Origin of the sequence: Flavobacterium melibiosi (genome assembly GCF_048158545.1) — a bacterium.
Lineage (GTDB): Bacteria > Bacteroidota > Bacteroidia > Flavobacteriales > Flavobacteriaceae > Flavobacterium > Flavobacterium melibiosi.
Genome location: NZ_JBLNKU010000004.1, coordinates 305680 through 318360 on the forward strand (window position 1 = coordinate 305680; position 12681 = coordinate 318360).

9 protein-coding genes are annotated in these 12681 nt (G+C 34.9%); 7 read left to right on the forward strand and 2 right to left on the reverse strand.

Annotated features, from left to right (window positions below; genetic code table 11):
• Window positions 1-34: 34 nt before the first annotated feature.
• Window positions 35-1027 carry a tRNA dihydrouridine synthase DusB gene (dusB, locus tag ACM55F_RS07080; RefSeq protein ID WP_416853101.1) on the forward strand — a complete coding sequence of 331 codons (993 nt, stop codon included), beginning with the start codon at window positions 35-37 and terminating at the stop codon, window positions 1025-1027.
• Window positions 1028-1147: 120 nt separating this feature from the next.
• Here dusB and ACM55F_RS07085 read toward each other — a convergent pair whose 3' ends face one another.
• Both ACM55F_RS07085 and rbfA read right to left on the reverse strand, forming a co-directional pair.
• Window positions 1148-2347, reverse strand: coding sequence for an ABC transporter permease (locus ACM55F_RS07085; protein ID WP_416853103.1), 1200 nt, complete (start codon window positions 2345-2347; stop codon window positions 1148-1150).
• A gap of 3 nt (window positions 2348-2350) precedes the next feature.
• Window positions 2351-2743, reverse strand: a complete 393-nt coding sequence (gene rbfA / locus ACM55F_RS07090; protein WP_091166278.1) for a 30S ribosome-binding factor RbfA — start codon at window positions 2741-2743, stop codon at window positions 2351-2353.
• A gap of 231 nt (window positions 2744-2974) precedes the next feature.
• Between rbfA and ACM55F_RS07095 the strand changes: the two genes are divergently transcribed.
• From ACM55F_RS07095 to ACM55F_RS07120, 6 genes are all read left to right on the forward strand, one after another.
• Window positions 2975-6139 (forward strand): UvrD-helicase domain-containing protein, encoded by a 3165-nt coding sequence (locus ACM55F_RS07095; protein WP_416853104.1) that lies wholly within the window; start codon window positions 2975-2977, stop codon window positions 6137-6139.
• 45 nt (window positions 6140-6184) lie between these two features.
• On the forward strand, window positions 6185-7378 hold the full coding sequence (gene kbl / locus ACM55F_RS07100) for a glycine C-acetyltransferase (protein ID WP_416853105.1): 1194 nt from the start codon (window positions 6185-6187) through the stop codon (window positions 7376-7378).
• 133 nt (window positions 7379-7511) lie between these two features.
• Entirely contained in the window at window positions 7512-8945 is a 1434-nt protein-coding gene (locus tag ACM55F_RS07105) for an OmpA family protein (protein ID WP_416853106.1), read from the forward strand.
• A 63-nt stretch (window positions 8946-9008) separates the two neighbouring features.
• Window positions 9009-11786: a PD-(D/E)XK nuclease family protein gene (locus ACM55F_RS07110; protein WP_416853107.1), complete on the forward strand. Its 2778-nt coding sequence runs from the start codon at window positions 9009-9011 to the stop codon at window positions 11784-11786.
• Window positions 11787-11852: 66 nt separating this feature from the next.
• The gene (locus ACM55F_RS07115) at window positions 11853-12092 is read left to right on the forward strand and encodes a hypothetical protein (protein ID WP_416853109.1); all 240 of its coding nucleotides are present in this window, start codon (window positions 11853-11855) and stop codon (window positions 12090-12092) included.
• Entirely contained in the window at window positions 12089-12640 is a 552-nt protein-coding gene (locus ACM55F_RS07120; RefSeq protein ID WP_416853110.1) for an ATP-binding cassette domain-containing protein, read from the forward strand. Before ACM55F_RS07115 ends, ACM55F_RS07120 begins: the two co-directional genes overlap by 4 nt.
• Window positions 12641-12681: the final 41 nt, after the last annotated feature.

Sequence of the window (12681 nt, forward strand, 5' to 3'; positions counted from 1 at the left end):
TCTAAAAAGCGTAATTTTGCAAAAAATTAAGCAGATGGTCAAGATTGGCAACATAATATTACCCGAATTTCCTTTACTTCTCGCACCTATGGAAGATGTGAGCGATCCGCCTTTTCGCAGATTGTGCAAAGCCCATGGCGCCGATTTGATGTATTCGGAATTTATTTCTTCCGAAGGACTAATTCGCGATGCCATCAAAAGCCGAATGAAATTAGACATCTTCGATTACGAAAGACCTGTAGGCATCCAGATTTTTGGCGGTGACGAAGAGGCAATGGCCATGTCCTCCAAAATTGTTTCTGCTGTAAACCCCGATTTAATAGATATTAATTTTGGTTGTCCTGTCAAAAAAGTCGTTTGCAAAGGGGCCGGAGCCGGTGTTTTGAAAGATGTTGATTTGATGATTCGTTTGACTCAGGCTGTCATCGATAGTACCCATTTACCTGTAACCGTAAAAACCCGCTTGGGTTGGGACGATAATTCCATTAATATTGATGAAGTTGCGGAGCGTTTGCAAGACATTGGTGTTGCAGCTTTGAGCATACACGCCAGAACTCGTGCCCAAATGTACAAAGGCCATTCCGACTGGTCGCACATTGCCCGAGTAAAAAATAACCCAAGAATCACAATGCCTATTTTTGGAAATGGCGATATCGATTCTCCGGAAAAAGCGCTACATTATAAAAATGAATACGGTATTGATGGTATCATGATTGGTCGAGCTGCCATCGGTTATCCTTGGATTTTTGACGAAATTAAACATTACTTCAAAACGGGAGAACATTTACCGAAACCCACTGTTGTTGATAGAGTCGAAGCAGTTCGAAATCACCTCACTTGGGCAATGGAATGGAAAGGGGAAAGATTAGGGATTGTAGAAACTAGACCACATTACACTAATTATTTCAAAGGAATTCATTCTTTTAAACCGTACAAACAACAATTAGTAACCCTAGATCGTCCTGAAGAGTTGTTCGCCGCTTTGAATGAGATCGAAGAAGCGTATGTAGGATACGAGGTTGTTTAACTAGATATTTCAAACACAAATTCTACTAATTAGCACAAATTATTTCGTGTAAATTAGTGGAATTTGCGTTTTATTTTTTTAAATCTGAAATCAAAAATCGTTAATCTTCAATCTGAAATCTTACTCTAACAACTTTTTACTCACGCGGCTACTTGCAATCAGCGAAGCGATAAAACCAAGCGTGACAATTGTTCCCATAACAATCAGTACATTTTCGAGAGAGAAAACTACGGGATACGCCAGTGTAGGCGTAATCATAACCAGTTGAAAATGTTGTTGCAGTAACACAATTATAATCCCTAAAACCAGTCCGATAATTCCGCCAAAAACACTCAATAAAGTGCCTTGAAGCAGGAATATTTTTCGTAAATCTTTGATTTCAGTTCCTAGATTGAACAAGGTTTTTAGGTTTCCTTTTTTATCTAAAATCATCATTATCAGTGCGCCAATCAAGTTGAAAAGCGCCACAACTATCACTAAGGTAAAAATTAAATACACCGCAATATTCTCGGTATTCAGCATTTTATACAAGGATTCATTGAGTTGTGCTCTGTTTTTTATGGTGACTTTATTGTTGAAAATAGTCTGAAGTTGGTCCTTGACGGCACTCTCATCAGCGCCAGCTTTTTCTTTGATTTCAATCCCCGAAATCTGATTGGTTTTGTATTCCAATAATTCTTGCGCTAAACCTAAATCGGCAAAAACATATTTGGAATCTAAATCTTCGCTTATGGCGTAAATCCCAACAGGAATCAGATCCGTTTTGTTAAACGCTTGTTCGGGATTTTCTATTGTCCCTTTCCCGGGTTTTGGAACTAAAACTTCCAGTTGACGATTAAAATCTAACAATCCCATCGAGAATTTTTGTGCAATTCCATACCCTACAACCACTTGATATGTATCAGTTTTTAGCCATTGTCCATTGAAAAGTTTAGATTCTATAGCATTTACTTTGCTGAAATTGGCATCAACACCTTTCAAGTACGTAACTTCCTGTTTCCCGTCAAAAGTGAATAAAACACGCTCTTCAATAATTTTAGTATACGAAACCAAGCCGTCTATTTTCTTGATTTGGCTTTCTTGATTTGGAGAAATCAAAAAGGATTTTCCTAGAGTGCTGCTTATTTTTAGATCGGGATCAATGTCATTTGTGAAGGAAAGACTAAAAACTTTCAACCCGCTAAAAACAGATAAAACCACAAACAAAGCCATGGCGCCAACAATAATTCCCATGCTGGCAATGCGATTGATGATATTTATAGCATTATTTTTACTATTGCTAAGAATGTAGCGTTTGGCTATGTAAAGGGGGAAATTCAAATTTTATTGAAATCTACGTTTGTCCAAAAGATCTCTGTTTTCTATAGGATTATCTCTATTGGCTAAGGCATTGTCAATTTTTTCAATGTAATCTAAAGAGTCGTCAATAAAGAAAACCAAATTTGGAACTTTTCTTAATTGCAAACGAACACGTTGTGATAAATCATGCTTAATGTTTTTAGCATTGGACTTCACCGCCTCTAAAATCTCTTTTGCTTTTTCCTGAGGAAAAACACTTAAATGCACTGTGGCTACTGATAAATCTGTAGTCACAGTAACCTTGGATACCGAAATGATTAAATTAGCCAATCCGTTTTTTCTCACTTCACCTTGCAGAATATCAACCAAATCTTTTTGGATAACCCCACCTATTTTTTTCTGTCTATTTGTTTCCATGCTGCAAAAATACTACTTTTAAGTTTTATACGAACAAATTTTAAAAGTAACCTAAAAATTGTTGTGTTTTTAGAAGCTATTTCCTGCTGTTCACTATATCTTTTTATAAGATGATGAAAAATCACCTTATAAAAAGGATGCCGTTTCCATCAGGGCTAGGGGATTTGGGAAATTAGAACGCTAATTCTAAATCAGAAATCTAAAATCGTTAATCAGAAATCTAAAATCTTAATGCAAAGACCTTCATTCTCCATATACGATGCATCGGCCGGATCCGGAAAAACCTATGTGCTTGTCAAAGAATACCTGAAAATTATCCTTGTCGCGCCAAAAAATGACGCCTATCGCAACATTCTCGCCATCACGTTTACCAATAAAGCGGTACACGAAATGAAAAGCCGAATCGTAGGCAGTCTTTCTGAATTTGCCAAAGACGAACCTAGTTCAAAAGCGCAAGATTTAATGCAGGATTTAGCCATAGATACGGAATTGTCTATTATTCAAATCAAAACCAAATCGCAGCAAATCATCAAGCACATTATTCATAATTATGCCGCTTTTGATATTTCTACAATTGATAAATTTACGCACAAAGTGATTCGTGCTTTTGCCCATGATTTAAACTTACCCATGACTTTTGAAGTTACTTTGGATACCGAAAATTTATTGATAGAAGCCGTCGATGCCATCATCGCGCAAGCCGGAGAAGATGAAACATTAACAAAACTGCTCATCGATTTCACGATGGAAAAAACCGATGATGACAAATCTTGGGATATTTCTCGAGAAATCCTCGAAACCGGTCGGTTGGTTTTAAACGAAAATAACCGAAATGAAATCACCCATTTTCAAGACAAATCCATCGCTGAATTTGTCGAAATAAAAAACAAACTTTCTGAAGCCTGCAAAGACTTAGAAAAGCAAACTATTGTTTTTGCAGAAGAAGCGCTAACCTTAATTGATAAAAACGGAATTGATATAAAATCCTTTTCTAGAGGTACTTTTCCAAATCATATTACTAGTATTCAGCAAGGAAAATTCAATCCCAAGAATAAAACTTTTCATGAGTTTGATGATATTGCTATCAATAAAACAGCAAAAGATCGTGCGATTATCGAAAATCTAATTCCTGAATTTTTACAAATTCTGACTAAAGTTTATTCCACTTTCGAAAAGATAAATTTCTATAAAGCGTTCCTAAAAAACATTACGCCTTTGTCATTGCTAAATACGGTGAGTAATGAATTAGCCAAAATTCAGGAAGAACAAAATGTACTTTCCATTTCAGAATTCAACGCCATTATCCATCGGGAGATTCAAAATCAGCCGGCTCCTTTTATATACGAACGATTGGGCGAGCGCTACCGTCATTTTTTCATTGATGAATTTCAAGATACTTCCGAAATGCAATGGCAAAACCTGATTCCGCTGATTGATAATGCGCTTTCGGGTCAGGATGATTTTGGAGTAAAAGGAACTTTGATGATTGTGGGTGATCCAAAACAATCCATTTACAGATGGCGTGGCGGAAAAGCAGAACAGTTTATTGAATTGAGTAAAGACCAAAATCCGTTCAATAATCCGGATAAAAGACTCGAGCATTTAGATAAAAATTATCGCAGTTATTCGCAAATAATCGAATTCAATAATGATTTTTTTAAATTGTTATCGAATGAATTCGAACATTTAGATTATAAAGATTTGTATGAAAACCACAGCCATCAAAAAATAAACGACAAAACAGGTGGCTACGTAAATATTTCTTTCATTCCAAAAGTAGAAACATCGGAAGATCCCGACACTTCGGGAGAAGAAGCTTTGGACAAAACCGATTTGTATGTTTTAGCTACTTTAAATACGATTCAAAAAACATTAAAAGAAGGCTTTCAATACAAAGACATTGTGATTCTGACCAGAAAACGAAGCCAGGGAATTGCGATTGCCAATTATTTGACAGAACAAAAAATTCCGCTTTTGTCATCAGAAACCTTGATGATTCAAAATGCCACGGAAGTTAGATTGATTATTCATTTATTGAAATACTTGAAAAACAACGCCGATTTGGAAGCGAAGGCTTATTTCTTGCACTATGTTGGAGAGCATATTCAGGATAAAATGCCAGTTCATGATTTCATTGCTAAAGGAATGTTTTTATTTCAGGAAGCTGATTTTGAAGAGTGGTTGATGAGTTTTGATGTTTCACTTTCGTTTCAAAACATTAGAAAAAAATCATTGTATGAAGCGGTGGAGGTTATTATTTCGAAATTCCTGAATCCAAAATTAAGTAATGCTTACGTTCAGTATTTCTTGGATATTGTTCTCGAGCGAGACATTCGCAACCAAGCAGGAATTTCAGATTTCTTGAATTTCTGGGATAAAAATGCAGAGAAATTCAGTATTCCGTCTCCAGAAGGGACTAATGCAGTTCGGATTATGACCATTCATAAGTCGAAAGGATTAGAGTTTCCAGTTGTAATTTTTCCTTTTGCCGAAGAGGATTATACCAGAAAACCAAAAGATAAATTATGGCTGAATGCGGAAGAACAGGATTTTGGTTTGCCAAAGGTTTTAATAGACAATAGCAGTGCGGTAGAAGGATTTGGAGAAGAAGCTGCTGAGGTTTATAATCAAAAGAAACAGGAGGAATTATTGGACAATATAAATGTTTTGTACGTGGCTTTAACGCGTGCCGAAGAACAATTATATGTTATTTCGAACATGAATTTATCCAGTAAAGGCGAAATTCCAAAGAATAATATGTGTAGTTTTTTCATTAATTATTTGGGTAACAAAGGCGAATTCGATGAAAATAAATTAGAATATGAATTTGGAAATGTAACGAAATTATCTTCAGCAAAACAGCACGTCGATACTTCAAAAACAATTCCTTTAGTTACAGAAATTCTAAATCCAAAGAATATAAAAATCGCACAGCGAGAAGCATTAATGTGGGGAACGCATCAGCAGGAAGCTATAGAATACGGAAATGTAATTCATGAAATTTTATCTTTTGTAAAAACTAAAAACGATATTGATTTGGCAATTACAAAGTCTATTGAAAACGGATTGATAACTTTTGGTCAAAAAGAGACGGTTTTTAATACGATTCAAGAAATTGTTAATCACAGTGAATTAGAGATTTGTTTTACTGAAGGGAATGAGGTTTTGAACGAGCAAACTATTATTCAAAAAGAAGGTAAAACCATTAAACCGGACCGAATGGTTTTAACAAAAAACAAAGAAGTATTGTTGCTGGATTATAAAACCGGAACCCATAATGTTAAATACCAACAACAATTAGAGAATTATCAAGATGCTATTGAGAAAATGGGATACAAAGTAGTTAAAAAGGCATTGATATACATAGGGAAAGAAATCGATGTAGTAAATTTGTAAGCTAATATTGAAATGAATAAATAACGGCTTTAATAAACATATAAAATGTACGGAAAAATTAAAGAATACTTACAGTCAGAATTGCAAACTATTGAAGATAATGGAATCTTCAAAGCGGAGCGAATTATCACTTCTCCGCAAGGAGCAGAAATTACTATCGCTACAGGTGAGAAAGTTTTAAATTTTTGTGCCAATAATTATCTTGGATTATCATCGCACCCAGAAGTGATTCAGGCTGCAAAAGACGCGTTGGATACACATGGTTTCGGAATGTCATCAGTACGTTTTATTTGTGGAACGCAGGATATTCATAAAACACTGGAAAGAAAGATTTCTGAATTCTACGGAACCGAAGATACTATTCTTTACGCTGCAGCTTTTGATGCTAACGGCGGAGTTTTCGAACCATTATTAGGAGAAAATGATGCAATAATTTCAGACAGTTTGAATCACGCTTCTATCATAGATGGTGTTCGCTTGTGTAAAGCAGCTCGTTATCGTTACGAAAACAGTAATATGGAAGATTTGGAGCAACAACTTATCAAAGCTAACGAAGCTGGAAGTCGTTTCAAATTAATTGTTACTGATGGTGTTTTCTCTATGGATGGCGTTGTAGCTCCTTTGGATGAAATTTGTGATTTAGCAGATAAGTATGACGCGATGGTTATGGTCGATGAATGTCATGCTGCAGGTTTTATAGGAGCAACCGGAAAAGGAACGCTCGAGGCAAAAGGTGTAATGGGAAGAGTAGATATCATTACCGGAACATTAGGTAAAGCGCTTGGAGGCGCGATGGGTGGCTATACTACTGCCAAAAAAGAAATTATCGAAATATTGCGTCAACGTTCAAGACCTTACTTGTTTTCTAATTCTTTAGCGCCTGCAATTGTTGGTGCATCTATAAAGGTATTTGAATTATTAGAAAAGGATACTTCATTACGTGACAAATTGGAATGGAATACAAATTATTTCAAAGCAGGAATGAAAAAAGCAGGTTTTGACATCATTGACGGCGATTCTGCAATTGTTCCTGTGATGCTTTATGACGCGAAATTGTCACAAACTATGGCAAATGAACTTTTAAAAAGAGGTATTTATGTTATTGGTTTCTTTTTTCCGGTGGTCCCTAAGGATAAAGCGAGAATTAGGGTACAACTATCTGCAGCCCACACAACAGCGCATTTGGATAAGGCAATTGGTGCTTTTGTTGAAGTTGGACGTTTATTAGATGTTATATAATTTCCGTCGGATGTTATATAATTTCCACTTTACCGCCATATTATCGTTTTTTTTTAACATTTCATTTTGTAGTTAAAAATTTACGAGTTACTTTTGTCTGTAATTAACTAAATTGTAATTAAAAAAATTAAGTATGAAACATCTTAACAAACTTCTAGTTGCTGTGATGATGGTGATGGGTTTAAGCTCTCACGCACAGGACAGTAACAATCCATGGGCAATCTCTTTTGGGGTTAATGCCGTTGACACTAAAACTAGTGCTGGTGGTGGGCATAATTGGTTAGACAAACATTTTTCTCAGCCATTCGCTGTGAAAGATAACTGGAACATTCTTCCTTCTGTATCATACATTAGTGTATCTAGATCTTTAGGAGATAATTTCTCTTTTGGACTTACTGGTTCTGTAAATAAAATTGATAAGTATGTGAAATTTGCTCCAACTGCTGCTGGTCATGATTCTCGTGGTTATGTAGTTTCTAATCCTGGAGATTTAATGTATTATGGTGTTGATGCAACTATCAAATACAGTTTGATGAACTTAATTAACTCTAAAGTAATTGATCCATCATTATCAGTTGGTGGAGGATATACATTCTTTGGTGATAGTAGCTATGGAACTGTTAATCCAGGTGCTGGTCTTACTTTATGGTTTACTGAAAATATTGGATTTGAACTTGCAACAAAATATAAAAAATCTTTTGGTGATAGAGAAGATGCTTCTGGAACTCCAGACGCTCCATCTCATTTTCAACATTCTGCAGGTCTTATTTTCAAATTTGGAGGTAAAGATACTGATGGTGATGGAATATATGACAAAGATGATGCTTGTCCAGAAGTTGCTGGTTTAAAAGAATTCAATGGATGTCCTGATACTGATGGAGATGGAATTCAAGACAGTGCTGATGCTTGTCCAGAAGTTGCTGGTTTAGCTGCATTGAACGGATGTCCTGATACAGACGGAGATGGAATTGCTGATAAAGATGATGCTTGTCCAGAAGTTGCTGGTTTAGCTGCATTGAAAGGTTGTCCAGATGCTGATGGCGATGGAGTTGCTGATAAAGATGATAAATGTCCAACTGTTGCAGGCCCTAAAGAAAACGCAGGTTGTCCTTGGCCAGATACTGACGGAGATGGTGTTTTAGATAAAGATGATGCATGTCCTGAAGTAAAAGGTACTGTTGCTAATAACGGTTGTCCTGAAATTACAGAAGAGCAAGTAATGAAATTAAATACTTATGCTAAAACAATTTTGTTCAACAGTGGTAAATCTACTTTTAAAGAAGAAACTTACCCTGTATTGCAAAACATTGTAGCTATCTTAAAAGAATATCCTACAGCAAAATTCATGATTGAAGGTCATACTGATAGTGATGGTAGTAATGCTATGAACCAAACGTTATCTGAAAACAGAGCTGCCGCAGTTAAAAATTATTTAATTGAAAACGGAATTGCTGCTGATAGACTTAGATCTACAGGTTTTGGTGAAACTAAACCAATTGACACTAATAAAACTGCTAAAGGAAAAGCTAAAAACAGAAGAGTTGAAGTGAAATTGATCAAAGAATAATTTCTTTCAAATATTTATAGAAAACGCCTCGATTTATCGGGGCGTTTTTTTTATTTTTATGAAATGACAAATACTTCTTTTTTAGATAAAATAGCCACAGTTTTAATTGAAAATTACTCTGACAATCTTTCCAATACGATTGTTGTTTTGCCAAACAAACGAGCCAAAATATTCTTAATTGAAGCTCTAAAAAATCAAGTTTCAACGAATATACTTTCTCCTGAAATTATAAGTATCGAAGATTTTGTTCAAAACATAGCAGGAATCCGCACTATAGATCCTATCGAATTATTATTCGAATTCTACGAAGTGTATTTGTCTATAACCGATAAAGCAAACCAACAGACCTTTGAATTATTAGCCAATTGGGCCAAAACACTATTACAGGATTTCAATGAAATTGACCGCTATTTATTAGAACCATCCCATGTTCTTTCGTATTTGAAAGATATCGAGGATATTAAAAAATGGGGTATTGAAGTCGAAAACAAAACTGCCTTATTAGAGAAATATATTGATTTTTGGAAATTACTGCCCAATTATTATCAATCACTATATACTCATTTGTTGAATAAAGGAATCGGGTATCAAGGATTGATTTATCGTGAAGCGGTTAACAATCTAAATCATTTTTCGAATTCTGTACAAGACAAACAATTCCTGTTTGCTGGTTTTAATGCGTTGAATGCCGCTGAAGAAAAAATAATCCAACACCTTATTGCTTCTGATCAGGCAAAAATATATTGGGACGTAGATCAAACCTTTCTCAATGATCCGTATCACGATGCAGGACTGTTTGTGAGACGTTTCAAAGAAAGTTGGAAATATTACAAACAGCATCCGTTTGAATGGATTGTAAATGATTTTTCGCAGACTAAAAACATCCAGGTTATTGGAACACCCAAAACAATTGGTCAGGCCAAAATAACTGGAAGCATTATTGAGAATGTCATCAATGAATCCCGAAGCCTCGGGACTGAAGGGAAGCTTGATAAAGTGGCTGTGGTTTTAGGCGAGGAAAATCTTTTGGTGCCGCTTTTATATTCGTTGCCGTCAAGCGTTGGTGCTTTGAATATCACGATGGGGTATTCCAGTAAGAACAATCCAGCCCAAATTTTGATTGCGAAATTATTCAAAATGCACACGAATGCGTTGTCCAGAAATGCCAAAAGTTATGTGTTGTATTACAAAGATGTATTGGATATTTTGACGCATCCTTTGGTGGAACCGTATGCGAAAACCAGCGCGCTTGTCCATACGATTAATCAAAATAATTATACTTTTATTACGCATCATAAATTGATTGAATTGAATGTAATTCCAAGCGAATTGTTTGTTTTATTATTCCAAAAATGGGAAAATGGTTCGATTCCGGTATTAGAGACCATTTCTAAATTATTGCAAACCATAAAAGAAAATTTAAGCAACGATAACGAGGAAGAAAAAATCACCAAGGCTTTTGTTTTTGCCATTTTCAAAGTCATCAATAAACTGATTAATTACTATTCGAAGCACGAACATATCGATAAAATAGAAACGCTTTATGCCATCTACAAACAAGTCATTGATTTGGCCGAAGTTTCTTTTGAAGGAGAACCGTTGAATGGTTTGCAAATTATGGGAGTGTTAGAAAGCCGTGTTTTGGATTTTGACACCGTTATTGTCACTTCGATGAATGAAGGAAAATTTCCTGCGGGAAAATCGCAAAATTCCTTTATTCCGTATGATGTGAAACGCGAATTGGGTTTACCTACATTCAAAGAAAAAGATGCGATTTATACGTATCATTTCTATCATTTATTGCAACGGGCCAAAAATATTTACTTGCTGTATAACACCGAAAGTGAAGGTTTAGATGCAGGTGAAAAAAGCCGATTCATAACGCAACTCGAAGTCGAAAAGCAAAAAAATCATACGCTTACGCACGAAATTTATAATGCTGTTTTGCCTGAAACAGCGTATCAACCGATGGTAATTCCAAAGTCGGAAAGTGTGATGGTACGATTGAAAGAAATTGCTGAAAAAGGATTTTCTCCATCGGCATTGACGAGTTATATCCGAAATCCGATTCAGTTTTATTTCCAGAAGATTTTGCGTATCAGCGAAGTCGAAGAAGTCGAGGAAAATATTGCCTTGAATACTTTGGGAACAATTATTCATGAAACTTTGAAAGTTTTATATGAACCTTTCATTGGCAAATTTATTTCGGAAAGTGATATTTTAAATTGTTTCAAAAAAATTGACGCTGAGGTTTTGAAACAATTCAAATTGGTTTACAAAGAAGGCGAAATCAAAAAAGGAAGAAATTTACTGGCGTTTGAAGTAGCCAAACGTAATGTTTCGAATTTCTTGAAAGTGGAACTGGAAAGTATTAAGAACGGCGATGCGATAAAAATTCTGGCGTTAGAACAAACTTTCGAACGACCATTACATCATCCTACTTTGCCTTTTCCGATATTGATAAAAGGAAATGTAGACAGAATTGAAGAGCGCAACGGAATTATTCGAATCATTGATTACAAAACCGGAAAAGTAGAAAAAGCAAGTGTCACTTTGAAATCTTGGAAAGGATTAACCGAAGATATTAAAAGCGATAAAATCATTCAGGTGCTCGCGTATGCTTATATGTATGAACACGAAGCGAAAGGAAAACCCATTGAAGCTGGGATTATCTCTTTTAAGAATTTAAAAGCAGGTTTTCTTCCGTTCAATTTTAAAGAAGACAAAGAGATAAATTCTATTATAAATGAAGAAATTTTGAGTAATTATTTAGAGCAAATGGTTCTTTTATTGAGCGAAATTTTAGATGAGAATATTCCTTTTGAAGAGAAAGTAATTTAAATAAAATTCCCAATTAGAAAATTAGCCAACATCTTCGCGTTTTACAAAAGCACTTTGACGATAAACATGTCAATAAGTGTTTTGGCATGGTTTTTTGGTGGATTTGAAACTTTCAAATACGTACTTATTATTTTTGGTTTCTTTATAAGTATTTTGATAAAAGAAGTGAATGCTAAAAATGAATACCTGTTTTATTACAACAACGGAATCTCTAAATTGCATTTGTTTGTGTATGGTTTTATACTGAATTTTGTTTTTTCGCTGGTGCTGATTTTAGTCATTAATATACTACTGAAATTCGTATGACAAAGAGTGTTTTAGAAGTGGATAGTGTTCAAAAACAATATGATGGGAAAATCATAGTTTCTGATGTGTATTTGAAATGTGAAACGGATGATATCATTGGCATTTTAGGAAGAAATGGTTCCGGAAAATCGACTTTGTTAAAAATAATTTTCGGAATTGTAACAGCCGATTTTAAATTTGTTCGAGTTGATGGCGTAGTGAAATCAAAAACTAGCGATTTACTAAATCAAATCAGTTATTTGCCTCAAGATAATTTTATTCCAAATTCATTTTCGATAAAAAAGACAATTCTATTGTCTATTACCAAAGATAAACTGCAGGAATTTTATGCTGATGAAATGATTCAATCGATGCTTAACAAAAAAATAAAGCATTTGTCCGGCGGAGAATTACGGTATTTAGAAATTAAATTAATCCTGAATAACGCCTCAAAATTTGTTTTATTAGACGAGCCTTATAATGGTTTGTCGCCCATAATGATTGAAAAAATTAATGGATTAATCACTGCAATGTCCAGTGTAAAAGGCATTATTATCACGGATCATTGATTAAAGTCTCCACAAAACTGGCATTGATGAAAGAAGGAAAA

Bases quoted from the DNA above. Each gene is read 5' to 3' on its own strand.
- dusB (WP_416853101.1), top strand. From the start codon at position 35: ATGGTCAAGATTGGCAACATAATATTACCCGAATTTCCTTTACTTCTC.
- rbfA (WP_091166278.1), bottom strand. From the start codon at position 2,743: ATGGAAACAAATAGACAGAAAAAAATAGGTGGGGTTATCCAAAAAGAT.
- ACM55F_RS07095 (WP_416853104.1), top strand. From the start codon at position 2,975: ATGCAAAGACCTTCATTCTCCATATACGATGCATCGGCCGGATCCGGA.
- kbl (WP_416853105.1), top strand. From the start codon at position 6,185: ATGTACGGAAAAATTAAAGAATACTTACAGTCAGAATTGCAAACTATT.
- ACM55F_RS07105 (WP_416853106.1), top strand. From the start codon at position 7,512: ATGAAACATCTTAACAAACTTCTAGTTGCTGTGATGATGGTGATGGGT.
- ACM55F_RS07110 (WP_416853107.1), top strand. From the start codon at position 9,009: ATGACAAATACTTCTTTTTTAGATAAAATAGCCACAGTTTTAATTGAA.
- ACM55F_RS07115 (WP_416853109.1), top strand. From the start codon at position 11,853: ATGTCAATAAGTGTTTTGGCATGGTTTTTTGGTGGATTTGAAACTTTC.
- ACM55F_RS07120 (WP_416853110.1), top strand. From the start codon at position 12,089: ATGACAAAGAGTGTTTTAGAAGTGGATAGTGTTCAAAAACAATATGAT.